General features: G+C 69.6%; 22 protein-coding genes. 9 read left to right on the top strand and 13 right to left on the bottom strand.

Annotated elements, in window-relative coordinates:
* Positions 1 to 88: 88 nt before the first annotated feature.
* The 3 genes from H570_RS0112475 (at position 89) to rarD (ending at position 4,510) form a co-directional block, all read left to right on the top strand.
* A complete protein-coding gene (locus H570_RS0112475; protein WP_036136070.1) occupies positions 89 to 2,275 on the top strand; it encodes a carboxy terminal-processing peptidase in 2,187 nt (728 codons plus the stop codon).
* A 403-nt stretch (positions 2,276 to 2,678) separates the two neighbouring features.
* Positions 2,679 to 3,599 (top strand): drug/metabolite exporter YedA, encoded by a 921-nt coding sequence (gene yedA, locus H570_RS0112470; protein ID WP_027081027.1) that lies wholly within the window; start codon positions 2,679 to 2,681, stop codon positions 3,597 to 3,599.
* Complete coding sequence (rarD, locus tag H570_RS0112465) at positions 3,596 to 4,510, top strand: EamA family transporter RarD (protein WP_027081026.1); 915 nt, start codon at positions 3,596 to 3,598, stop codon at positions 4,508 to 4,510. Before yedA ends, rarD begins: the two co-directional genes overlap by 4 nt.
* 67 nt (positions 4,511 to 4,577) lie before the next feature.
* On the opposite strand, the gene H570_RS0112460 is transcribed toward rarD, so the two are convergent.
* From H570_RS0112460 to H570_RS0112435, 6 genes are all read right to left on the bottom strand, one after another.
* The gene (locus tag H570_RS0112460; RefSeq protein ID WP_027081025.1) at positions 4,578 to 4,874 is read right to left on the bottom strand and encodes a hypothetical protein; all 297 of its coding nucleotides are present in this window, start codon (positions 4,872 to 4,874) and stop codon (positions 4,578 to 4,580) included.
* Position 4,875: 1 nt separating this feature from the next.
* Complete coding sequence (locus H570_RS17510; RefSeq protein ID WP_051176368.1) at positions 4,876 to 6,081, bottom strand: alpha/beta fold hydrolase; 1,206 nt, start codon at positions 6,079 to 6,081, stop codon at positions 4,876 to 4,878.
* The gene (locus H570_RS0112450; protein WP_027081024.1) at positions 6,081 to 7,391 is read right to left on the bottom strand and encodes an ABC transporter permease; all 1,311 of its coding nucleotides are present in this window, start codon (positions 7,389 to 7,391) and stop codon (positions 6,081 to 6,083) included. The genes H570_RS17510 and H570_RS0112450 overlap by 1 nt, the downstream gene beginning before the upstream one ends.
* 94 nt (positions 7,392 to 7,485) lie before the next feature.
* Positions 7,486 to 8,643: an ABC transporter permease gene (locus H570_RS0112445; protein ID WP_027081023.1), complete on the bottom strand. Its 1,158-nt coding sequence runs from the start codon at positions 8,641 to 8,643 to the stop codon at positions 7,486 to 7,488.
* 149 nt (positions 8,644 to 8,792) lie between these two features.
* A complete protein-coding gene (locus H570_RS0112440) occupies positions 8,793 to 9,485 on the bottom strand; it encodes an ABC transporter ATP-binding protein (RefSeq protein WP_027081022.1) in 693 nt (230 codons plus the stop codon).
* A 111-nt stretch (positions 9,486 to 9,596) separates the two neighbouring features.
* Positions 9,597 to 10,838 (bottom strand): efflux RND transporter periplasmic adaptor subunit, encoded by a 1,242-nt coding sequence (locus tag H570_RS0112435; protein WP_027081021.1) that lies wholly within the window; start codon positions 10,836 to 10,838, stop codon positions 9,597 to 9,599.
* A gap of 383 nt (positions 10,839 to 11,221) precedes the next feature.
* Between H570_RS0112435 and H570_RS0112430 the strand changes: the two genes are divergently transcribed.
* The 5 genes from H570_RS0112430 (at position 11,222) to H570_RS0112410 (ending at position 16,645) form a co-directional block, all read left to right on the top strand.
* On the top strand, positions 11,222 to 12,151 hold the full coding sequence (locus tag H570_RS0112430; protein ID WP_027081020.1) for an ABC transporter ATP-binding protein: 930 nt from the start codon (positions 11,222 to 11,224) through the stop codon (positions 12,149 to 12,151).
* A complete protein-coding gene (locus tag H570_RS0112425; protein WP_027081019.1) occupies positions 12,151 to 12,927 on the top strand; it encodes an ABC transporter permease in 777 nt (258 codons plus the stop codon). Before H570_RS0112430 ends, H570_RS0112425 begins: the two co-directional genes overlap by 1 nt.
* A gap of 75 nt (positions 12,928 to 13,002) precedes the next feature.
* The gene (locus H570_RS17505) at positions 13,003 to 14,229 is read left to right on the top strand and encodes a sensor histidine kinase (RefSeq protein ID WP_051176418.1); all 1,227 of its coding nucleotides are present in this window, start codon (positions 13,003 to 13,005) and stop codon (positions 14,227 to 14,229) included.
* Positions 14,230 to 14,272: 43 nt separating this feature from the next.
* Positions 14,273 to 14,875 carry a response regulator transcription factor gene (locus H570_RS0112415; RefSeq protein WP_027081018.1) on the top strand — a complete coding sequence of 201 codons (603 nt, stop codon included), beginning with the start codon at positions 14,273 to 14,275 and terminating at the stop codon, positions 14,873 to 14,875.
* A gap of 99 nt (positions 14,876 to 14,974) precedes the next feature.
* On the top strand, positions 14,975 to 16,645 hold the full coding sequence (locus H570_RS0112410) for a sensor domain-containing diguanylate cyclase (protein ID WP_027081017.1): 1,671 nt from the start codon (positions 14,975 to 14,977) through the stop codon (positions 16,643 to 16,645).
* A 97-nt stretch (positions 16,646 to 16,742) separates the two neighbouring features.
* On the opposite strand, the gene H570_RS0112405 is transcribed toward H570_RS0112410, so the two are convergent.
* Both H570_RS0112405 and H570_RS0112400 read right to left on the bottom strand, forming a co-directional pair.
* The gene (locus H570_RS0112405) at positions 16,743 to 18,122 is read right to left on the bottom strand and encodes a leucyl aminopeptidase family protein (protein ID WP_027081016.1); all 1,380 of its coding nucleotides are present in this window, start codon (positions 18,120 to 18,122) and stop codon (positions 16,743 to 16,745) included.
* A complete protein-coding gene (locus H570_RS0112400; protein WP_027081015.1) occupies positions 18,119 to 18,841 on the bottom strand; it encodes an HAD family hydrolase in 723 nt (240 codons plus the stop codon). Before H570_RS0112400 ends, H570_RS0112405 begins: the two co-directional genes overlap by 4 nt.
* 392 nt (positions 18,842 to 19,233) lie before the next feature.
* On the opposite strand from H570_RS0112400, the gene H570_RS19165 reads away from it, so the two are divergent.
* Complete coding sequence (locus H570_RS19165; RefSeq protein ID WP_169447782.1) at positions 19,234 to 19,407, top strand: hypothetical protein; 174 nt, start codon at positions 19,234 to 19,236, stop codon at positions 19,405 to 19,407.
* Between the two features lie 137 nt (positions 19,408 to 19,544).
* On the opposite strand, the gene H570_RS0112395 is transcribed toward H570_RS19165, so the two are convergent.
* From H570_RS0112395 to H570_RS0112375, 5 genes are all read right to left on the bottom strand, one after another.
* Entirely contained in the window at positions 19,545 to 20,645 is a 1,101-nt protein-coding gene (locus tag H570_RS0112395; RefSeq protein WP_027081014.1) for an AI-2E family transporter, read from the bottom strand.
* 42 nt (positions 20,646 to 20,687) lie between these two features.
* Entirely contained in the window at positions 20,688 to 21,188 is a 501-nt protein-coding gene (locus H570_RS0112390; protein WP_027081013.1) for a hypothetical protein, read from the bottom strand.
* Positions 21,185 to 21,676, bottom strand: a complete 492-nt coding sequence (locus H570_RS0112385) for a hypothetical protein (RefSeq protein WP_027081012.1) — start codon at positions 21,674 to 21,676, stop codon at positions 21,185 to 21,187. The genes H570_RS0112390 and H570_RS0112385 overlap by 4 nt, the downstream gene beginning before the upstream one ends.
* 24 nt (positions 21,677 to 21,700) lie before the next feature.
* Positions 21,701 to 22,069 (bottom strand): hypothetical protein, encoded by a 369-nt coding sequence (locus H570_RS0112380; RefSeq protein WP_027081011.1) that lies wholly within the window; start codon positions 22,067 to 22,069, stop codon positions 21,701 to 21,703.
* Between the two features lie 90 nt (positions 22,070 to 22,159).
* Positions 22,160 to 23,599 carry a Do family serine endopeptidase gene (locus H570_RS0112375; RefSeq protein WP_027081010.1) on the bottom strand — a complete coding sequence of 480 codons (1,440 nt, stop codon included), beginning with the start codon at positions 23,597 to 23,599 and terminating at the stop codon, positions 22,160 to 22,162.
* Between the last annotated feature and the right edge of the window lie 344 nt (positions 23,600 to 23,943).

Below are 23,943 nucleotides of genomic sequence, written 5' to 3'. Positions count from 1 at the left end.
GCAACTTTCAGCACTGTCGTGCCGTCCATCGAGGACGCCAGACTCCCTCCATTCCGAACAGCGGCCGTGGCGCGGCCCGAGTGAACGCATGAACCTGTCCCGCACCCTGTCCGTTTCCGTGATCGCCCTGGCCCTGTCGGTACCGCTGGCCTTGATGGCGCGCGCCGACGGCAGCGCCATCCCGTCCACCGCCAGCGTCGACCAGGCCACCACCTCGAAGATGGTCTACGGACTGCTGTCCGACAGCCGCTACGCCTACCGGCCGCGACCGCTCGACAGCACCCTGTCGGCGGACATCTTCAAGCGCTACCTCGAGTCGCTCGACGCCGGCAAGATGTTCTTCACCGCGCAGGACGTGGCGAAGTTCGCGCCGTACAAGTCGACGATGGGCCGCGCGGTCAAGGCCGGCGAGCTCGACCCCGCGTTCGCGATCTTCTCGCTGTTCAAGCAGCGCGTCGGGCAGCGCATGGACTACGCGCGCAGCCTGCTCAAGCAGGACATCTTCGACTTCAGCGGCGACGACCGCTGGTACTACGACCGCAAGGATGCGCCCTGGGCGGCCAGCGATGCCGAGGTCGAGCAGTTGTGGAAGCAGTCGGTGCGCAACGACTGGCTGCGCCTGAAGCTGGCCGGCAAGAAGCCCGACGACATCCGCAAGACGCTCGACAAGCGCTACGCCAACCTCGACAAGACGCTGCAGCAGCTCGACGGTACCGACGCGTTCGGCAGCTTCCTCAACGCCTACACCGCGTCGATCGATCCGCACACCGATTACTTCGATCCGCGCAGCGCCGACCGCTTCAACCAGAGCATGTCGTTGTCGCTCGAAGGCATCGGCGCGCAGCTGCAGAAGCAGGACGACGTGGTGGTGATCCGCGAACTGATCGCCGGCGGCCCGGCGGTCACCAGCGGCAAGTTCACCCCCGGCGACCGCATCGTCGGTGTCGGCCAGGGCGCGAGCGGCCCGATGGAAGACGTGATCGGCTGGCGCATCGACGACGTGGTCGAGAAGATCAAGGGCCCCAAGGGCACCCAGGTGCGCCTGGACGTGATCCCCGCCGCGATGGGCATGGATGCCAAGCCCAACCGCATCCTGCTGACCCGCGCGAGGATCAGGCTCGAGGAGCAGGCCGCCAAGTCCGAGATCATCAAGCTGCCGGCCGCAGCCGGCGCGCCCGAACGCCGCATCGGCGTGGTCAAGCTGCCCGCGTTCTACCAGGATTTCGAAGGACGCCGGAAGAACAGCGACGACTACGCCTCCGCTACCCGTGACGTGGCGCGGCTGCTCAAGCAGTTCAAGGCGAAGGGACTCGACGGCGTGGTGATGGACCTGCGCAACAACGGCGGCGGTTCGCTCAACGAGGCGATCGAACTCACCGGCCTGTTCATCGACAAGGGTCCGGTGGTGCAGGTGCGTGAATCCGGCGGCCGCGTCAACGTCCAGGGCGATCGCGATGCCGGCGTCGCCTGGGACGGCCCGCTGGCGGTGCTGACCAACCGTGGTTCGGCGTCGGCGTCGGAGATCTTCGCCGGTGCGATCCAGGACTACGGCCGCGGATTGGTGATCGGCGAGACCACGTTCGGCAAGGGCACGGTGCAGAACCTGGTCGACCTCGATCGCTGGCCGGGCAACGAAGGCAAGCGCTACGGCCAGGTCAAGCTGACCGTCGCCCAGTTCTTCCTGCCCGACGGCAGCAGCACGCAGAACAAGGGCGTGGTGCCGGACATCTCGTTCCCGGTGATGGTCGACGCTTCGCAGTTCGGCGAGAGCACCTACGACAACGCGCTGCCTTGGACGCGGATCGCAGCGGTGCCGCATACGCAGTACGGCAACTTCGCGCCGCTGCTGCCGAAGCTGCAGGCGCGGCACGTTGCGCGGATCGCGCAGGACAAGGAATTCCAGTGGTTCGAGGAAGACGTCAAGGAGTTCCGCGCCGAGCAGGCGAAGAAGTACGTCTCGCTCAACGAAGCCGAGCGCCGCGCCGACCGCGACCGCCAGGATGCCAAGCGCAAGGCGCGCCAGGAGCAGCGCGTGGCGCTGGGCCTGCCGCTGGACCCGCTGGCGGCCGATGCCGCGGACGACGGCCTGCAAGCCAACGAGCGCAACGTCGCAAAGGACGCCGCGCGCGAGAAGGCGGCCGAGGATGCGCCCGATCCGCTGCTGCGCGAGTCCGCCGCGATCCTCGCCGACGCAGTGCAGTTGCTCGGCGACGACGAGGTGCTGTCGGCGCAGGTGCTGCCCGAGGCCAAGGTGCAGGGGCACTGGGCGGACTGATCACGCGCCGCTTGTGCAACCGCAACGTCGCGTAGCGGATGCAGCTGGAACATGGAACGGGCGCTTCGGCGCCCGTTCCTGTTCGCGGGCCGGGACACCCCACGCCCTTCCCGCGCGCCGGGACACCCCGCGCCCTCGCAGGAGCGGCCCATGGCCGCGAGCTTTTCCGGCGCCCGATGCGGAAAGAAGAGATCGCGGCCATGGGCCGCTCCTACGGGTATCGGGGCGTGTGATGCCGGTCCCGATAGCTTGTCGCTGAAGCATCGCCGACGAGATTCCGGCACGGCGCCGATTGGACCACCTGCGGGAGACAGCGTTGCGCGGAGCGGTCGCGCGGCAGGCGTAGAATCGCCCGCTCGGGGCCGCGACCCCGCACCCCACGCCCCCGATCCGGATCCCTTCCATGAGTGCCTCGCCGCCGCTCGTGCCGCCGCCCGTTTCCGCATTCGCCGTCGCCATGGCGCTGGCAGTGGTGTACGTGATCTGGGGTTCGACCTATCTCGGCATCCGCTTTGCGCTTGAAGGCGGCTGGCCGCCGCTGCTGATGGCGGGCACGCGTTTCCTCGCCGCCGGCGGCATCCTGTTCGCGGTGCTGCGCCTGCGCGGCGTGTCGATGCCGACACCGGTGCAATGGCGCAACAGCGCCTTCATGGGCGTGTTGCTGCTCGGCATGGGCAATGGGCTGGTGTGCATCGCCGAGCAGTCGGTGTCCTCGGGCCTGGCCGCGGTGGCCGTGGCGTCGGTGCCGCTGTGGATCGGCCTGTTCGCGACGCTGCGCGGGCAGCGCTCCAACCGGCTCGAATGGCTGGGCCTGGGCATCGGTTTCATCGGCGTGCTGTGGCTCAACGCAGGCAGCTCGCTGGGCGCGTCGCCGACCGGGCTGGTGGCGCTGCTGGTCGCGCCGATCGCGTGGGCGTTCGGCTCGGTCTGGAGCAAGGGCCGCGACCTGCCGTCGCCGTTCATGGGCGCGGCGGCGCAGATGCTGTGCGGTGGAGCGGTGATGCTGGTGGCCGGGTTCGCGCTGGGCGAGGGCTTCGACGTGGCACCGTCGGCCAAGGGCTCGTTCGCAGTCGCCTACCTCGCCGGCTTCGGTTCGATCATCGCGTTCTCCGCCTACATCTGGCTGCTGCACAACGTGCGCGCCACGCTTGCCGGCAGCTACGCCTACGTCAACCCGGTGATCGCGGTGGTGCTGGGCGCGTGGCTGGCCGCCGAGCGCTTCAGCGCGCATGACATCGGCGCGATGGCGGTGATCCTGCTGGGCGTGGTCGCGATCACGCTGTCGAAGGCGCGCGCGCCGAAGATCGCGGAGGCGTCCGCATGACGCGGGCAACGCTCGATCGCCGCGGCCTCTGGGTCGCGATCGGATCGTTCGTGCTGTGGGGCGTGATGCCGCTGTACTGGCACCTGCTCAAGGCAGTGCCGTCGCTGCAGATCATCATGCACCGCATCGTCTGGAGCACGGTGCTGGTTGCCGGCTGGCTGTTCTGGAAGTACGGCCGCGGCTGGCTTCGCGAGACCCTCGCGATGCCGCGCGCGGCGTGGATGCTCGCGCTCAGCGGCGCCTTGATCGCATTCAACTGGGGGCTGTACATCTGGGCTGTCAACGCCGGGCACGTGGTCGAGACGAGCCTTGGCTATTTCATCAACCCGTTGCTCAACGTGGTGCTGGGCGTGGTGGTGCTGCACGAACGCCTGAACCGCACGCAATGGGTGTCGGTGGCGATCGCGACCGGCGGCGTGCTGTGGCTGACGCTGCACTACGGCAGCTTCCCATGGATCGCGCTGACGCTGGCCGCATCGTTCGGCGCCTACGGATTGATCCGCAAGCTTGTCGGCGTGCCGCCGGTGCGCGGACTTGGCGTCGAGAGCCTGTACCTGTTCCTGCCTGCGCTGGCGGTGCTGCTGTGGGGCGAGTTCCATGGTTCGGGTGGCTTCATTGCCCATGGCGACGCGAGCGCATGGGGGTGGGGCATCGCCGCGCTGCTGGTGCTCGGTGGCGCACTGACCGCGCTGCCGCTGATCGGCTTTGCCGACGCAGTGCGGCGGATCCCCTTCTCGCTGGTCGGCCTGTTGCAGTACATCGCGCCCACCCTGCAGCTGCTGTGCGGCGTGCTGCTGCTGGGCGAGGATTTCGGTTCCGAACGCGCGATCGGCTTCGTGCTGATCTGGATCGCGCTGGCGGTATACGCCGGTGACGGCTTGCGCCGCGCGCGGCGGCCACTGCCGGCCTGAGGAACTCGCAGAGCGCACTGTGGCGCGACCGATGTCGCGGGCAGGCTGGTCACGTCGCAGTGCGCTCCTACGACATCTGGACGCCCCGGGCCAGCGACCACCATGCGATCGCCACGATGCCCGCGATGGCAACCGCAATGGCCGCATTCCGCCACGCCCGCGCGCGCTTCCGCAACCTTCGCACGCGCTCCTCGTTGAGCGCCCTGGCCCGCGCGATCAGCGGCGCGGCTTCGATTTCCGCCTGCGCGTAGGCCACTTCGGCTTGGGCCGGATTGGCCTCGGCGCGCAGCGCGGCGTCCTCATAGGCATCGAACGCGCGCTTCTGCAAGTCGTGCAGCAAGGCATCGAGTTGCGCGTGGCTCATGTCAGCGGGGGACGGCGCTTGCATCCGTGGCGGCTTCCGTGGAACGGGACGGCGCCGCAACGGCGCTGGAATGGATGTCGGGCCTGGCTTGGGCATCCGCGACAGGAGTGGCTCCATCGTTGGCGGCGAATCGCGACGGGCCACCGTCGACAAGCGGATCAGGCGGAAGCCGCAGCGGCTCGCATTTGCCTCTCGCTGCCTGCGCGAGCCAAGCAGCAACAGGCCTCGCGAGCCAGTCGATGCGCAGTGGCAGGCTGAGGTGGTTCTCGTCCGGGAGTTCGCGATAGTGCACGAGCGGCGACGCATCGGCCAACGAATGCGCTGCGGCGGCCGGAACGTAGCGGTCATCAGCGCCGTGCAGCAGCAGTGTGCAGGTCGTGGTCGTGGCGAGCACCGCGCGGACGTCAACGGCGTCCATGTCGAGTCCCAGCCGATGGCCGGCGTCGCGCAGGCCACGCTCGACGGCCAGGGAGTCGTAACGCCAGCGCGCATACGCGCGCATCCACGATGCGTGCACGCCTTCGTCGCGATCGGCCTGTGCTCCTGCAATGAAACTGCGTATGCCATCGTTGGCATTTGCGTAACTTTCCATGGCCACGACGCCGGAAATCCGATCCCGCAGAAGGGGTTCGGCGAACAGCGCGGTAGCTGCACCGTACGACACCCCGAAAAGGTAGACCGGCGGAGGCAGACGACCATCCGACTGCAGGTGTTCGACGAGGGCCGCGATATCGCGCGCCTCGCGAGTGCCGAATCCGGCCGGTGCGCGGGACGAACTGCCATGGTTGCGCAGGTCGACGGCGATGCCCCGGTAGCCGAGCTCCGACAGCGCCAGTGCCCATGGCAGCATGCTGGAGGCATCCAGTCCCCAGCCATGCAGGAAAACGATGGTGCCCGCAGCCGGAACTGCGCCCGCTGCCTCACCGAAGCGGAACGCCGTCTTCATGCTGCCGCTGTCACGTGAAACCGTGTACGTCATGCCGCGCGCCGCGGGCGCGACCATGTTGTAGGCGAGGGTGACACCGTCGGGTGTGCGGAAGCGTCCGGGCTCGACACCGGCCGTCGATTCCATTTGCGCAAGGACGTCGGCATCGATCAGCTTGATGCTGTGCGGTTGCGCGATGCGCTCGCCCAGCGACGTGCAGCCGCCTGCGAGGCAGGCGGCAAGGGCCAGGCAAACGGCGCGGGCGTCGTGCCGCGACACCATCACGCGTCGCGCAACGCCGTGGTCACCGGCAGCCGCGCCGCGCGCAATGCCGGGAACAGGCCGCCGACCAGGCCAATCCCAAGCGCCCACTTCAGGCCCGTCCACAGCAGCTCCGGGGAGACCTTGAACTGGAACACCACCTGGCTGAAGTTGTTGCCCAAAGTGCTGACGCTGTAACCATTGAAGATCGCCCACGCCACCAGCCCGCCGAGCACGCCGCCGACCAGCGCCAGCAGCATCGTTTCCAGCATCACCGCCAGCACCACCGGCAGGCCGCGGAAGCCGATCGCGCGCATTGTCGCGATCTCGCGCGCACGCCCGGCGACGGCGGCGTACATGGTGTTGAGCGCACCGAATACGGCGCCGATCGCCATGATCGCGCCGATCACGGTACCCAGGATGGTGATCAGCTTGTTCAGTCCGCCGCCCTGCTTTGCGTAGTAGTCGTGGGTGGTTTCCACGTCCAGCTTCAGCCGCGGATCGGCGGCCATCGCGGCCTTGAACGCGGCCACGCCGGCCTTGCCGTCGTTGCGCACGCTGATCGACTGGTAGGCGCTGCGGTTGTAGGTCGATCCCAGCGTCTCGGCGTCGGTCCACAGCTCCGAATCGTGCGCATCGCCGGAGACGAAGGCGCCGACCACGGTCCAGTCCTGGTTGCCCAGGCGCAGCGTCTTGCCCACGTCCAGGCCGCGGAACTGGCCGCGCGCGCCCTGGCCGACCACGATCTCGCGCAGGCCGGGCTTGAACTTGCGGCCTTCGGTGATCCGGATCTTGTCGTGCACCGTCCACGCCTGCTCGCCGACGCCGCGGAACTGCGCGTTGACGTCGGTGCCGTCCGACTTCGACGGCAGGTTCACCACCTGCGACAGCTCCGGGGAAACCAGCGGCCGCCCGTCGGCACCCTTGGCGATGCCAGGCAGCGCGCTGACCAGCGGCACCTGGTCGCGGGTGACCACCGAATTGGTCTCGGCCTGCGAGCCGCCGCGCAGCACGATCGTGGACACCTCGTCACCGGTGCTGTTGAGGGTGGCCTGGAAGCCTTCGCCCATCGCCAGCATCGCCACCAGCACCCCGACCACGCCGGCGATGCCGACCACGATCACCGACGATGCGCCCCAGCGCTGCGGCAGGCTGGCGATGCCGATGCGTGCGGCCGCGAGCGCAAGCCGGCCGCTGCGGGTGAGCAGCAGCCACAGTGCGAGCAGCACCGCGACCGCGAGCACGCCGTACCACGGCAACTTGATCCAGATCGCCAGGCCGACGAGCAGCGCCAGGATCGAGAGCGCGTTCCACAGCCATTGCTTGTTCATGGGTGCCACCTCGTGTTCGTTTGGCCGCCCGGCGCGCGCCGTGCGACGGTCCTGTGTAGCGCGGTCGCGCCGCGCTGCGGGTTGCATGCCATGCTCAGCGCCCCGCCAACGCGTCGACGATCTTCAGGCGCTTGGCGCGCAGCGCGGGCAGCAGGCCCACCACCACGCCGATCGCCAGCATCAGCCCCAGGCCGACCAGCCATGTCTGGGTCGGTACTTTCGGCAGCGCGATCATGCCGCCGCTGGCCGCGGCCACGCCGGGCATGATCACCGCGGCCAGCCCCAGCCCGACCAGACCGCCCAGCGTCACCAGCAGCATCGACTCCACCATCACCAGCACCAGCACGGTGCCGTCGCCGAAGCCGAGCGTCTTGAGCACGGCCAGCTCCGGCACCCGTTCGCGCACCGCCTGGGCCATGGTGTTGCCGGTGAGCAGCAGCAGGGTGAAGAACACCGCGCCCATGATCGAGGTGACGATCAGGCCGATGTCGGCGAACTGCTTGGCGAACGCCTGCTGGAACGCCGACTCGCTCTGGCTCTTGGTCTCGTGGTCGGAGTTGGCCGAGAGCGCGTCGATCGCGCGTGCCACCCGCGAGGCCTGGCTGGCGTCGGCCAGCTGCACCGTGTACCAGCTCACCTGGCTCTTGATGTAGTCGTTGGACTCGTCGAAATACTTCCAGTTCATCATCAGCTGGTTTTCGGCGCCGACGTTGTTGCGGTCCTTGGCGCGGAAGATCGCCTTGAGTTGCAGCGGCCAGTCGTTGCTGCCGCCGCGCGGGAAGATCGTCGCCTGCAGCGGAATCGTGTCGCCAAGTTTCCAGCCGAACTTCTTCGCCAGCGCCTCGCCGACGGCGGCGCCGGTGCGGGTGTCCTGGAAGGCCTTGAGCTGCTCGGGCGGCACCTCGTACTCGCTGTACACGTCGAAGAAGTTCGGCGCGACCGAGAAGTTGGGGAAGAAGTTCTTCGGGTCCTGGTAGATGCCGCCGAACCACATCGCATAGGTCACCTTGCGCACGCCCGGGATCGACTGGATCTGCGGCAGCAGGTTGACGGGCAGCGACTGGGTGATCGACAGCCGCGAGGCGACCACCAGGCGGTTGGCGCCCTCGACGCTGCCGCCGGAGTTGAACGCCACGCGCACCGAATCGAGCATCCCGAACAGCAGGAATGCCGCCACCACCGACAGCAGCGTCAGCGCGGTGCGGGTCTTGCTGCGGAACAGCTGGGCCCAGATCAGCGAGAGATATTTCATGTCGGTCTCCTAGGCTCCCTCCCTGCGGAGGCAGGGGAGGGTTGGGGAGGGGGTGCGCCGGTGCCGGCGGATTTCTCCGGAGAGATCAGCAGCGCCTGCGGCAACCCCTCCCAGCCTCCCCCTGCCTTCGCAGGGGGAGAAGTGGAAAGTCAGTGCGCCATCGCCGGCGCGTCGACCAGTTCGCCCTTGTCCAGGTGCACCGTGTGGGTCGCGTACTCGGCGGCCTTCGGGTCGTGGGTGACCATGATGATGGTCTTGCCGTGGTCGCGGTTGAGCACCTGCAGCAGCTGCAGGATCTCCTCGGCCGAATGGCGGTCGAGGTCGCCGGTGGGCTCGTCGCAGATCAGGAAGGTGGGGTCGGAGACGATCGCGCGCGCGATCGCCACGCGTTGCTGCTGGCCGCCGGACAGCTCGTTGGGCTTGTGCTTGCCGCGGTCGGCCAGGCCCACCAGCTGCAGCGCGATCTCGGCGTTGCGCTTGCGCTGCGCGCCACCGAGGCTGGTCAGCAGCAGCGGCAGCTCGACGTTCTTCTGCGCGGTCAGCATCGGCATCAGGTTGTAGAACTGGAACACGAAGCCGACGTGGCGGCTGCGCCAGTTCGACAGCTGCCCCGCGCCCATGCGGTCGATGCGCTCGCCCTCGATTTCGATCTCGCCCGAGGTCGGCGTGTCGAGCCCGCCGATCAGGTTGAGCAGCGTCGTCTTGCCCGAGCCCGACGGCCCCATCAGCGCGACGAAGTCGCCCTTGGGGATGTCGAGGTCGATGCCGTGCAGCACCTCGATCTTCTCGGGTCCGCGCTGGTAGGTCTTGGTGAGTCCGCGGGTGGTGACCAGTGTCGACATGGTGCGTGCCTCGCTGTGGACCGGGCGGCGCCCGGTAACGGTTCCGTGGGTCGGGGCGACGTCCCCGACGGCTTGTTTGTGGCTTCCGCGATGCCGGGGCGTCGCCCCGACCTACTCGGTTTCCTTCGGCATGCGGATCTTCGCGCCGTCTTCCAGTTCGTCCGGTGGATCCAGCACCACCGCATCGCCGGCCACCAAGCCCGACAGCACCTGGCGGTCGTCGCCCATGGCCATGCCCGTCTTCAGCACGCGCTGCTCGACGCGGCTGCCTGCGTCATCCAGCGCGAACGCCACGTCGCGCCCGTCGCGCTCGACGATCGCCGCTGCAGGCACGCGCACGCCCTGCGGCTGGTTCGCCGATTCCGGCTTTGCGGCTTCGAGGAAACTCACGCGCACGCCCATGTCCGGCACGATCCGCGGGTCCTTCTGCTTGAGCGCGATGCGCACCTTGACCGTGGCCTTGCCGCGATCGGCCGCCGGGATGATCGCGATGACCTCGGCCGGGATCTTCCAGTCCGGATAGGCGTTGAGGGTCGCTTCCACCGGCATCTTCGGCTGCACGCGGCCGATGAAGGCCTCGCCGACATCGACCTCGACCTCCAGCGAATCCATGTCGACGATGGTGCCGATGCCGGTGCGGGTGAAGCCGCCGCCGGCCGACAGCGGCGAGACGATTTCGCCCGGCTGCGCGGCCTTGGCCGTGACCACGCCGGCGAACGGCGCACGCACGATGGTGTTGTCGACGCCGTTGTCGGCAATGGCCAGGCGGTCGGACGCGACCTTGGCGTTGCGCTGCGCGGTGGCCAGCTGCGCGCGCAGGGCATCGCGCTGGGCCACGGCCTGGTCGTACTGCGACTTCGACACCAGCTGCCGGCCGACCAGCTTGCCCAGGCGGCTGGCGTCGAGTTCGGCTTCATGCAGCTGCGCCTGCACGCCACCGATCTGGCTGCGCGCGGCGGCGAGCTGCGAAGCGGCGAGCGTGCGGTCGGCGTCGGCGTCGACCGGGTCGAGCGTGGCCATCACCTCGCCTTCCTCGACGCGCTGGCCTTCCTCGATCATGACCTCGCGCACCTTGCCGGTGATCTTGGCCGACACCGTGGCCATGCGCCGCGCCACCACGTAGCCGGTGGCGTCGAGCACCGAGGCCGAGCCGCTGCCGCTGCCGATCGCCTGCACGGTCGCGGTGCGTACCTCGATGCCGCGGTCGCGGCCGAAGATCGTCCACGCCGCGCCGGCAGCGAGCAGCAGCGCCACCACGATGCCGAGCGCGATCCACGGCCCGCGTCGCGACGGCGGCGGCGCGGCCTTGCGGTCGATGCGGAGTTCCTTCAGCAGTTCTGCGTTCGTGTTCATCGTGGACAGGGACGGAGGAAGGCCTGGAGTGTGACGTTAGCGGTGGCGCGGGCCAAATGGCCGGAAGTCACTCATCCATGGTTCGCGACGGCGTGGCGCTTGTCACGGCATGGATGTCGTTGCATTGGATGTGGCGGCGGGACAATCCGGCAAAACGTAATCGATGTTTCCTCATCGCCCGGCCGGGCCACGATTGCGACGTGCGACCGCGACCTGCGACGGCAACCTACGACAGCAACCTACGACAGCAACGGGCACAGCCTATGCCTGCGGCGGCGCCGAGTCACCTGACGGCTGTCATGCGATCGGCGTGACCGTCGCGACTGCCGCGCGCCGGACCGCACGCCTATCGTCGCTGCCATCACGCAACCCCGGAGACGTGGATGGAAGGCAAGGTGCTCGAACTCGCAAGCCTGCGCGGCGTGCGCAAGCAGTACGGCAAGGTGGTCGCGCTTGACGGCGTGGACCTGTCCATCGCGCCCGGCCAGGTGCTGGCGCTGCTCGGCGCCAACGGCGCGGGCAAGAGCACCGCGATCGCGCTGCTGCTCGGGCTGGTGCAGGCCGATGCCGGGCAGGTGCTGCTCTTCGGGCAGTCGCCGCAGCAGCTTGCCGCGCGCCGCAACATCGGCGTGATGCTGCAGTCGGCGGGGATCGCCGACAACAGCAAGGTGCGCGAGCTGCTCGAACTCACCCGCAGCTACTACCCGCAGCCGCGCAGCATCGACGACTGCGTTGCGCTGGCCGGCCTCGACGGCCTGCTCGGGCGCCAGTACGGCAAGCTGTCCGGCGGCCAGCAGCGGCGCGTGCAGTTCGCGCTGGCGCTGTGCGGCAACCCGCGCCTGCTGTTCCTCGACGAGCCCACCACCGGCATGGACATCGAGGCGCGGCAGGCGCTGTGGCGCGCGATCGGCCAGCTGTCCGCGCAGGGCTGCGCGGTGCTGCTCACCACGCACTACCTGGAAGAAGCCGAGGCGCTGGCCGATCGCGTGGTGGTGCTGGCGCGCGGCCGCGTGGTGGCCGCAGGCAGCATGGACGAGGTGCGCCGGCACGTCGCGCAGCGGCGCATCCGCTGCCTGTCGGCGCTGGACGCGGCCGGCATCGCGGCCTGGCCGCAGGTGCGCAGCGCGCATCGCGACGCCGCGCGGCTCGAGATCGTCACCGATGCCGCGGAGGACGTCGTGCGGCGCCTGCTGGCCGAGGACGGCGCACTGTCCGAACTCGAGGTGCAGCGCGCCGGCCTGGCCGAAGCGTTCCTCGAGATCACCCGCGACGACGCCGATGTCGCATCCGCCGATGAACGCGAGGCCGCCTGATGAACACGATTGCCAACGTTGCCAGCCCGGCCCCGCCTTCGTCGCTGCGCATCTACCTGCTGGAGGCCAGGCACGAATTCGTGCGCATGCTGCGCACGCCCTCGTTCGCGCTGCCGGTGCTGTTGTTCCCGGCGCTGTTCTACACCCTGTTCGGGCTGGTGCTGAACCGTGCCGACGGCGGCATGGCCGCGCGCTACCTGCTCGCCACCTACGGCGTGTTCGGGATCATGGGCGCCGGCATGTTCGGCTTCGGCGTGGTGGTGGCGATGGAGCGCGAACGCGGCTTCCTCGCCTACAAGCGCGCGCTGCCGATGCCGCCGGGCGCCTATCTGTTCGCGAAGATGGCGATGGCGATGCTGTTCTCGATGTTGATCAGTGCGCTGCTGGCGGTGCTGGCCGGCGCGCTCGGCGGCGTGTCGCTGGCACCTTGGCAATGGCTGTCGCTGCTGGCGATCAACGTGGCCGGGGTGGCGCCGTTCTGCGCGATGGGCCTGTTCGTCGGGACGCTCGTCGGTGGCCAGGGCGCACCTGCGGTGCTCAACCTGCTGTACCTGCCGATGGCCTTCCTGTCGGGGCTGTGGCTGCCGCTGAAGATGCTGCCGCCGGTGTTCGCGGCGATGGCGCCGGCGTGGCCGCCGTACCACTTGTCGCAGCTGGCGCTGCGCGTGGTGAAGATGGATGGCGGCGGCTCGATGGCGGTGCACGTCGCCGTCCTGGTCGCGGTGACCGCGCTGTTCTTCGCGCTGGCGCGGCGGCGCCTGCAGCGGACCGGCTGAGGCCGGGGTTGCCGTGTGCTCGACAGGCGGTACAGTGCCGATGGCCGGGCCGTTTGCCCCTGACGACGCCAGATGATGCTTCCATCGCTTCCAAAATGGCTGAGGCCGGCTCCGGATTCCGCGGTGGCGATCGACCTGCGCATCGGCAAGTCGCCGTGGGTGGAGGCAGTGCACCTGGTGTGGTCGGTGTGGGTGTTCATCACGCCGACGTTCGTACCCGGTGGCTACTCGCTGCGCTGGGCGCTGCTGACGCTGGTGTCGTACCCGCTGTTCATCCTGCTCTACGCACTGTGCCTGCTGCTGCCAAGGCGCATCGCGTCGCGGCCGGCGTACGGGCTGATCGCGCTGTGCCTGGTGCTGCTGCCCTGGTATCCGTCGGGCATCAGCTATTTCATTTTCGGCTGCGTGATGCTGCGGATGCACTTCCCGCAGTCGGTGTTCGTCTACCTCGGGCAGCTTCTGCTGGCCAATGCCGCCTTCCTCGGCGCGGCGCTGTGGATCGGCTATCCGTGGCAGAGCATCGCGTGGACGCCGATCATGACGCTGGTGATCGGGCTGGTGGTCAACGTCGAGCGGGCCACCAAGGAGAAGGATGCGGAGATCCGGCTCTCGCACGACGAAGTCCGCCGGCTCGCCGCAACCGCCGAGCGCGAGCGCATCGGCCGCGACCTGCACGACCTGCTCGGACACACGCTGTCGCTGATCACGCTGAAGCTCGAGCTGTCGCGCAAGCTGTTCGACCGCGACCCGGCCGCGGCAAGGCGCGAGCTGGAGGACGCCGAGGCCGTCGCCCGCCACGCGCTGGCCGAAGTGCGCAGCGCGGTCACCGGCATCCGCGCCACGGATCTTGCCGCGGAGCTGGCATCGGCGCGGCTGATGCTCGAGTCCTCGGGCGTGCACCTGGACTACGACCTGCCCCCGCCGGGCCTGGCGGAAGACACCGAGCGCGGGTTGGCGCTGGTGCTGCGCGAGGCGGCCACCAACATCACCCGGCACGCGCGCGCGGGGGCGGCGCGGATCGGTTTCACCCGCGACGGACAACACCTGCAGGTGCTGGTGGCCGACGACGGCGTGGGCGGCGTCGATCGTGACGGCAACGGCCTGGGCGGGATGCGCGAACGCGTCGCGCGGCTGGGCGGAACGCTGTCCATCGAATCGCCGCGCGGGCAGGGCACGCGGCTGCATCTTCGATTGCCGTTGGCGGCGCCAAACGCGACGGCCGCCGCGCCCGATCCTGCAGCAGCAACCTGCGGCGCGCGCCTTGCGGAGTTCGCGGCCGTGGCGGGCGAAGCCGCGCCGTGACCGCGCCGCCGCCGCTGATGCCGCCAAACGCGAGTCGTGCCGCATGATCCGCATCCTGCTCGCCGAGGACCAGGCGATGGTGCGCGGCGCGCTGTCGGCGCTGCTGGGCCTGGAATCCGACATCGAGGTGCTCGGCGCCGCCGCCGACGGCGAAGCGGCGTGGCGCGAGCTGCAGCGCCTGCAGCCCGACGTGCTGGTCACCGACATCGAGATGCCCGGCCTGAGCGGACTGGAGCTCGCCCAGCGCGTGCAGCGCCACGGACTGGCGACGAAGGTGGTCATCGTCACCACCTTCGCGCGGGCCGGCTTCCTGCGCCGCGCGCTGGACGCCGGCGTGTCTGGCTACCTGCTCAAGGACGCGCCGGCCGAAAACCTCGCCGAAGCGCTGCGCAAGGTGCATCGCGGCGGCCGGGCGATCGATCCGCAGCTGGCGCTCGACGCCTGGAGCGACGCCGATCCGCTCAACGACCGCGAGCGCCAGGTGCTGCGGCTGGCCGGCGAGGGCCGCTCGGCAAGCGACATTGCCGCGCAGCTCAATCTTTCGCACGGCACCGTGCGCAACTACCTGTCCGAGGCGATCGGCAAGCTCGGCGTCGGCAATCGCATCGAGGCCTACCGGATGGCCCGGCAGAAGGGCTGGCTGTAGCGCGGCTGCGAACTGAATGCACGCCTCCGGATTTCATGCGCTTGTCGCGGCGCGCTCGCCATCCTAGGCTGCTACCTGTCACTGGACGCCCGGCTGGACATGCAGACGGTCAAGGAAAGAACCCGGTTCGGACTGTTGTTCGCCGCCCTGATCTTCATCGGGATCGGGGCCGGCATCCTGTACGGCGCGCAGCGGCTGATCGGCGATGCGCGTTCGGTTGCGCACAGCAACGAGGTGATGGGCCGACTCGACGAGCTGGAGGCGCGGCTTCGCGATGCCGAATCCGCGCAGCGCGGCTACATCCTCAGCGGGCGGGCCGACTACCTCGCCGATTACCACAACTCGCGCGAGCGCGTCCCCGTGCTTGTCGACGGGATCGATGCCCTGGTCGTCGACAACCAGGCGCAGGTGCGCCGCGCCAGGCAGCTGCGCGCGAAGATCGAAACGCGGTTGCACCAGATCACCAACACCCTGCTGCGCTACGAAAGCGACGGCATTCCCGGCGCGCGCGCGGCGATGGACAGCGACGTGTTCGAGACGTCCAGCGCGATCCGCAGGCTCAAGGCGCAGATGGTCGACGCCGAGCGCGCACTGCTCGAACAGCGCGCCGCGTCCACCCGCGGCAGCGCCAACGTGCTGCGCGCGATCGCCTTGCTCGGCATCCCGCTCGGGCTGGCGGTGACCCTCGGGGTCTATCTGTTGCTGGTACGCGAGATCCGCCGGCGTTCCGACGCCGAGGCCGCGGCGCGCGAGGTGCAGGGGCAGCTGCGCGAGGGCAACGCCGAGCTGCAGCACAAGAGCGCCGACCTGCGCGCGCTCAGTCGCTACGGCGGCATGCTGCAGGGCTGCCTCGACGCGGACGAGGCGCTGCAGCTGACCGCGCGCATGCTCTCGACCCTGCGCCCGGGCACCGCCGGCACCATCTACCGGATGCGCAACTCGCAGGACCACGCAGAGGCCGCCATCCACTGGGGCCGGCATCGCGCCGCCAGCGCGGAATCGCTGCTGCCCGACGCCTGCTGGGGGCTGCGGCGCAACCAGCCGCACCTGGTGTCCGACGTATCCGCGTCGCGCTGTTCGCACGTGTCGGCCGTCGACCACGACGGCGTCGCCATCGCCTGCATCCCGCTGATGGCGCAGGGCGCGCAGATCGGCCTGCTGTACCTGTCGGACGACGACGACGGCTTCCTGTCGAGGATCGACATCATCGAGGCGGTCGCCGAACAGCTGTCGATGGCGCTTTCGAACCTGTCATTGCGCGAGCGCCTGCGCCTGCAGTCGATCCGCGACCCGCTGACCGGGCTGTTCAACCGCCGCTACCTCGAGGAGTCGGCGACGCGGGAACTGGCCCGCTGCGCGCGGCGCGAGCTGCCGCTGTCGCTGATGATGCTGGACATCGACCACTTCAAGGCCTTCAACGACGTGCACGGCCATACCGGCGGCGATGCGCTGCTGGCGGCCTTCGGCACGCTGCTTGCCGAGCACAGCCGCGGCGAGGATATCGCCTGCCGCTACGGCGGCGAGGAGTTCACCCTGATCCTGCCCGAAGCGCCCGTCGATGCGGCATTGCAGCGCGCCGAGGCGATCCGCGCGGCGGTGGAAACGATGCGCGTGCAGCACATGGGCCGCGAGTTGCCCAGGGTGACGGTGTCGATCGGCGTCGCCGCGTTCCCCGCCCACGGCGACAGCCCGGAATCATTGCTGCGGGTCGCCGACGAGGCGCTGTACCGCGCCAAGCACAACGGCCGCAACCGCGTCGAATGCGCGTAGGTCGGGGCTACGCCCCCGACGGCTCTTGATCGAACGACGCGAGCGGGGCCGGTGATTGCGGCCTCTTCAAAAAAGCCGTCGGGGGCGTGGCCCCGACCTACGCGCAGCGCTGCTTCAGCATCTCGTATGCCGCGCGCAGGCCCTGTGCCTCGCCGCCGGCGGGGCGGCCGGGGCGGTCGCTGTCGTTCCAGGCGTACACGTCGACGTGCGCCCACTTCTGCCCCGCGGGCACGAAGCGCTCCAGGTACAGCGCCGCGGTGATGCTGCCGGCCATGCGCGTGGAGCTGCCGTTGGCGATGTCGGCGACGTGGCTGGTCAGGTAGCGCAGGTATGGGCGCCACAGCGGCATCCGCCACATCGGGTCGCGCACGCGCGCGGCAGCGGCGAGCCACGCATCGGCGACGGCGTCGTCGTTGCTGTACAGCGCCGGCAGGTCCGGGCCCAGCGCGATGCGCGCCGCGCCGGTCAGCGTCGCGAAGTCGAGCAGCAGCGCCGGCTCCAGTTCGCCGGCCAGCACCAGCGCATCGGCCAGGATCACCCGCCCTTCGGCGTCGGTGTTGTCGATTTCCACGCTCACGCCCTTGCGCGTGGCGACCACCTCGCCGGGGCGGAACGCGTCGGGGCCGATCGCGTTCTCCACCGCCGGGACCAGCAGCGTCAGCCGCAGCGGCAGCCTGCGCGCCATCACCAGCTCGGCCAGCGCCAGCGCGTGCGCGGCGCCGCCCATGTCCTTCTTCATGTTGCGCATGCCGTCGGCGCCCTTGATGTCGAGGCCGCCGGTGTCGAAGCACACGCCCTTGCCAACCAGCACCACGTGTTCGTGTGCGTCGCTGCCCCAGTCCAGCCGGATCAGTCGCGGCGCGCGGTGCGAGGCGCGGCCGACGGCGTGGATCGAGGGGAAGTCCTGTTCCAGCAGTTCGTCGCCGACGATGCTGTCGAACCTCGCGCCGTGCCGTTGCGCAATCCCGCGCGCGACGTCCTCCAGCTCCTGCGGACCCATGTCCTGGGTCGGCGTGTTGACCAGGTCGCGCACGCGCAGGCAGGCGGCGAGGATGTCGGCGATCTCGGGATCGAGTTCGCCGGAAACCAGGTGCGCCGGCGCGCGGGTCGCGTCGCGGTAGCGGGTGAAGCGGTAGGCGCCCAGGCCCCAGCCCAGCTGCAGTGCGCGCCGGGCGTCGGCGTCGAGTTCGCTGCTGGGCTCCCAGTGGCCGCCGGGCAGCGACTGCGGCCCGTGCGCGTAGGAAAACGGATCGAGCGCATCGCCAATGCCGAGCACCGCGCCGGCCAGCGTGCCCTCGCCGCCGGGCAGGGTGAGCTGCGAACCCGACGCGGCGTCGAAGCCGTGCGCCAGCATCCACTGCACCAGCGCCTGCGGCTGGCGCGTGCGCCAGACATCGAAGCCGTCGCGGTTGACGAAGTACAGCGGACGCAGCGCCAGGGCCGGGTCACGTTCGGCGAAACCATTGGGCAGGGTCATGCGGTCACGGCCTTGGGAAGTCGGGGCGAAGTCGCGTCGAGCCAGTCGGCCAGCGCGGCAAGGGTGTCGAAGTGCAGGTCCGGGCGGATGTCGTCGTGTGGCCACTCGCGCGCTTCGCGGTCGATCCAGCAGCTGCGCAGCCCGGCGCGGGCCGCGCCGAGCACATCCATCTCGATGTGGTCGCCGACGTGCAGCACTTCGCCCGGCGCGCAGCCCAGGCGTTCGCAGGCGGCGTGGAAGATGCTCGCGTCGGGCTTGGCCGCGCCGTGTTCGCGCGGGCAGAGATTGAAGCGGAAGTGATGGCCCAGGCCGATGCGGTCGAGGTCGGCGTTGCCGTTGGTCACCGCCGCGACCGGCACGTGCGCGGCGATGCGGGCGAGGGCGTCGATCGCGTCGGGATAGCACTCGACCTGGTTGCGGGCCTCGAAGAACGCTTCGTAGGCGGCCCCGGCCAGCGCCGGGTCGCTGCCGCTCTCGCGCAGCGCGCGCTCCAGCGTCATCCGCCGCACCGCGCCGAGGTCGTGGGCGAACCGCGGATTCTCCTCGGCCACGCGTTCGCGCAGCGCGCGCATCTCCGCCGCCGGGAAGCGCATCGCGGTCGCCGGGCTGTGTTCGCGCATCCACGCATCGAGCACGCGCTCGATCCGCGCGCCGATCGGCGCGAACGGCCAGAGGGTGTCGTCGAGGTCGAGGGTGATGGCGCGGACGGCGAATTTCACAAGGCTATTCTACGACGCCGGCTGGCGAGGGGCCGGGGCGGCCCCGGACCGGCTTGCGGGTGCGCGGGTGGGAGCCGTGTCAGCGTTGCCGTTGCCGTTGCCGTTGCCGTTGCCGTTGCCGCCGACTTTGACCTTGACTTTGAATTCTCAAGGTCGATCCGCAATATCGATATTTGCAGACCCGGAGGGCGGCGCACATGGATGTGCGGCGTTTTTCTATGAGGCAGGATGCCGACTAGAAAAATCCCTGCGTCAACGAATCGCCCGGTTAGCTCTGTACGGGGAAGCGCTTTTCTTTGCTTCCGTTTCTTTTGACGCTTATCAAAAGAAATGAAGTCGCCGAAGGCGAAAGCTTCTGACTTTGGCTATTGATCTTCGCTCGGTTTTTGCCCATGAAAATTGCCAAACAAGCCAAGGATCAAGAGCGTTTCGCCCGCTGCGCGGCCGAGTTCATTTCTTTGATAAGCGTCAAAGAAACGAACCAAAGAAAACGCTTTCCCGTACACATCTCCCGCAGCAGCGTTGGGTTGCGCAGGGATTTTTCTAATCGGCCTCCTGCCTCGTAGAAAAACGGCGCACATCCATGTGCGCCGCCCTCCGGGTTTGCAAATATCGATACTGCGGATCGACCTTGAGAAGTCAAAATCGACTGCAACGGCAACGGCAACGGCAACAGCAACGGCCGGCCGCCGCGCGGATGCGGCTACTCAAGCAGCCGCGCCCACCCCTCCATGCCCTCGATCTTCGCCAGCACCAGCTTCACGCACACCAGCAGCGGCACCGCGAGCAGCAGGCCGATGATGCCCCACAGCCAGCCGAACAGCATCAGCGCCAGGATCAGGACCAGCGGCGACAGCGCCATGCGGCGGCCGAGGACGATCGGGGTGATGATCTGGCCCTCGAGCGTGTGCAGGCCGAGGTAGATCGCCGCCGGCAGCAGCGACGGGCCGATCTCGTCGTAGGTGATGAAGCCCATCAGCAGCATCAGCAATACGCCCACCAGCGGGCCGACGTAGGGGGCGAAGTTCAGCAGCGCGGCCAGCGTGCCCCACAGCAGCGCCTCGGGCAGCTCCACGCCCAGCCAGTGCAGCGCGCCGGCCAGGACCATGCCCAGCGCGACGTTGATCAGGGTGATGGTCAGCACGTAGCGCGAGATCTCGCGTTCGATCGCCTGCAGGATGTCGACGGTGATCTTCTTGCGCTGGCGCGTGGGCAGCAGCGCGATCGCGTTGCGCTGCAGGTTCTCGCCGAAGACCATGAAAAAATAGGTCAGCAGGACCACCGCGAGGAACGAGGCGAGCATCTTCGGCGTCGCGGTCAGCGACTTCCACGGATCGTCGTCCTGGATCGTGACCACCTGCACCTTGCCCGGCTTGCCGTCGCTGTTGGTGGCCTGGGCGATCGTCTGCGCGGCCTGGTTGGCCTGCTGCATCGGCTCGGTCATGCGCTTGATCTTGGGCGTGAGCAGGCGCAGTTCGCGCGGGGCCTGCTGCACCCAGTCGCTGGCCGGCACGACCAGCTGCCGGCCCAGCATCATGGTCGCCGCAAGGCCCGCCACCAGCAGCAGCAGCGCGCCGAGGAAGCGCGGGATCCAGAGCTTCCGCAGGCCGCGCAGGATCGGGTTGCCGACCAGGGCGAAGAACATCGCCAGCGCGATCGGCAGCAGCACTGCCTGCGCCGCCCACAGCGTGTAGCCGACCGCCAGCGTGGCGAGTACCACCAGCGCGGTCGATGCGCGCGGGCGCGGCGGGGGCGCGGGCGGGGCGGCGTTGTCGCCGCTGGGTATCGGTTCCTGGGCGCTCACTGCGGTGGCCTCGGTGGACGGGGAAGTGCAAACGCGGGCGGATCAGCGCTCGGAGATTTCGGTGGCCGCTTCCGCGGGTGCAGGCGGCGTGGTCCAGCTCTGGTCGGGTCGCCGCCGGTCGGCGCGCGGTCGCGGTCCGGCATTGGCGGAGTCGTCGCCGGCAACGGCCGCGGCGTCGTCGGCGACGGCCTGCGCCGCCACCGCCGCGTCCGCGGCCTGGTCGGCGGCTTCGTCGGCATGGTCCACCGCTTTGCCGGCGCTGGCCGTGGCCACGCTGGCCTGCAGCGATGCGAGCAGCCCCGACAGCGTGCCGACCAGCTGCAGCCAGCGGCCGCCACCGGCGAGTCGCTGCATCGCCTTGGCCGGATCCGAGCGACCGACCAGGAAGCCGGCCGCGAGCCCGGCCAGGATGATCCGCGTCGGCGTCCAGCTTTCGCGCCACGTGGCCTTGAGCGCGGACATCCGCGTGCCGGTCTGCAGCGCGCGGCCTTCTAGCAGTTGTTCGCTGCGCTCGACGCGGCGGCGGATCGCGTCGAACTTCACGTCCCGCCCGCCTGCGCGGCGGGCGCGGTGGCGGCTTCGGCGTCCGCCTCGTCATCGCTCTCGTCGCCGATCCCGAAGCGCGCCAGCTGCCGGCGCGTGGCGTGCATGCCGGCGTGGTCGAAGAACACCGAAACCCGCCACGCCGCAAGGCCGGTGACGCCCAGGCTCAGCGCCGCGCAGATCGCGAACGACGCCAGCCACGACAGCCCCAGCGCATGCAGCAGCGCGGTCAGCACGCCCATCGCCAGCAGCAACGCCGAGGCGCCGAACACGATCGCCACCGCCACCCAGGCCAGCGCGCGGCCCAGCGCGCTGCGCGCCAGCGCCAGGTCGGCCGACACCAGCTTGCGCAGCGCGCGGCCGGTGTCGAACGCGGAGTCGATCGTTGCCCGGCCGGCGGCGCCGATCCGGCGCACGCTCTCGTCCAGGTGCGGCGGCTTGCCGGTATCGTCGTGCGGTTCGTGCCCGCTGGCGTCGCGATCGGTCACGTCGTTCCCCCTCGTGACCGGACTTTACTTGTCTCCGCCACCGCTGCGGGCGAGCTTGGCGATGATCCAGCCGGCGGCGAAGGCGACGCCGAACGAGGCCAGCGGGCGCTCGCGGATCAGGTCCGCGGCGCTGTCGACCAGGTCGCGGCCCTTGTCCATCAGCTGGTCGACCTGCTCGCGCGCGGCGCCCGCGCCTTCTTCCAGCGCGGCGATGCCCGACAGCGCGCCGTCGGCCAGGTCGGACTTCACCTGCGCCTTGCCCAGCCGCACTTCGCCGCTGGCGACGCTGGCGGCGCCGCGGATCGCATCGCTGGCGTGGCTGGCAGCCTGCTTGAGGTGGTCGCCGGCTTCGCCGAGGTTGCTCTTGAGGTTGTCGGTGTGGGTGGGATTCATCGCGGGAACTCCGTGGGTGGGCGGACAGTTCCACGGATGATGGCCGATTCCGGGTCGGCGAGGCGTGAGCATCCACCTCGCCCCGCCGCCTTACCGCATCGGCAACGTGCCCTGGGCGCCGCCGCGCGCGATGCGCAGCACCAGCTGCTGCGGCTGCTTGCCGAGGCTGGCGCGGAAGCTGGGCAGGTCGCTGAAGTTTCCGCTGCTGGCGGCGAGCACCACGTCGCCCTCGCGCAGGCCGTTGCGTTCGGCGCGGCTGCCGCCAGCCACCTGTTCCACCAGCACACCGCTGACGCCGCTGCGGCGCGCGGTTTCGGGCAGCTCGGCGAAGCGGGCGCCGGACAGGCGTGGATCGATGCTGGCGCCTTCCAGCGCGCGCGGCTGTTCGCGCAGCGTCGCCGACAGCGTGAGCGGCTTGCCGGCGCGGCGCACGTCCAGCGCCACCTGTGCGTCAGGCGCCTGCAGGCCCTGGAAATTGCGCAGCGTCTCGCTGTCGTCGATGCGCTGGCCGTTGGCCGCGACGATCACGTCGCCCGGCTCCAGCCCCGCCTTTTCGCCGGCCGAACCTGCGTACACGCGTGTCACCGCCGCGCCGCGGGCCACGTCCAGGCCCAGCGACCTGGCGATCCGCTCGTCCACGTCCTGGGTCTCGACGCCCAGCGTGCCGCGGCGCACCACGCCGCCGGCCAGCAGCTGCTGCATCACGTTGTGCGCCAGGTCCGACGGGATCGCGAAGCCCAGGCCGATGTTGCCGGCCATCGAGCCGCGCGGATTGAAGCTGGCGGTGTTGATGCCCACCAGCTCGCCGTTGAGGTTGACCAGCGCGCCGCCGGAGTTGCCCGGGTTGATCGAGGCGTCGGTCTGGATGAAGTTCTGGAAGCCCACGCCCGGCACGTTGCTGCGGCCCACCGCGGAGACGATGCCCGAGGTCACGGTCTGCCCGACCGCGAACGGATTGCCGACCGCGACCACGAAATCACCGACCCGCAAGCGGTCGCTGTCGGCCAGCCGGATCGCCGTGAGGTTGTCGGCCTGGATCCGCATCAGCGCCACGTCGGTGTCGGGGTCGGAACCGACGAATTCCGCCTTCACCGTGCGCCCGTCGGACAGCGTGACCGTGACGTCGTCGGCGCCCTCGATCACGTGGTGGTTGGTCAGCACGTAGCCCTTCTTCGCATCGACGATCACGCCCGAACCCAGCGACTGGTTGAGCTGCTGCTGGGAGAGCTCGGGGAACATGCGGCGGAAGAACGGGTCGTTGCCGAACGGACTCACCCGCACCACCTGCCGCGTGCGCACGCTGACCACCGCCGGCGTCACCTTTTCCAGCATCGGTGCCAGCGACGGCAGCGGCTGGCCGGCAACCGCAGTGGGCAGGGCCGAGATCGCCGGCAGCATGGCCGGCGTTGCCGGCTGGGCGTTGGCCGGCCGGTCGAGGCCGTCGCGCAGCGCGGTGGCTGCGAAACCGCCGAAAGCAGCGGCGAGGGTCAAGGCGAGCAGGGTCCGGGTGGCGTTGGACATCGGGCGCATGGGATTCCTTCGAAAACTTCCGAAACTTGATTGGGCGTTCGGCCTGGCGCGTACTAACGTGCGGGCGACGGCGCACAGGCCCAAGCCCGTGATGCCGCGCGGCGCCGTTCAGTTTCTCCATGGACCGTTGAATCGGCGGTGAAGTTCGCCATCGCCATCGTTCCCGCACACATCTCAGGCGGCCGCTGCGGGCGCCTGGGCGCGAGGGCGTCGACGTCCGGCTGACGCCCCCCATGCCGGTGGCGCGCCGGCCACGCAGGGGGTTTGCGTCGCCATCCGGGGCCATTTCCGGGCGTCCGGAGGCGCTCCGGCGGCAGCGGAACTGGGTCACGGAATGGCCGCCG

Source organism: Luteimonas mephitis DSM 12574, from assembly GCF_000422305.1.
Lineage (GTDB): Bacteria > Pseudomonadota > Gammaproteobacteria > Xanthomonadales > Xanthomonadaceae > Luteimonas > Luteimonas mephitis.
Note: the sequence above shows the minus strand (reverse complement) of the source record. Positions and strands in the feature narration are given on the sequence as shown.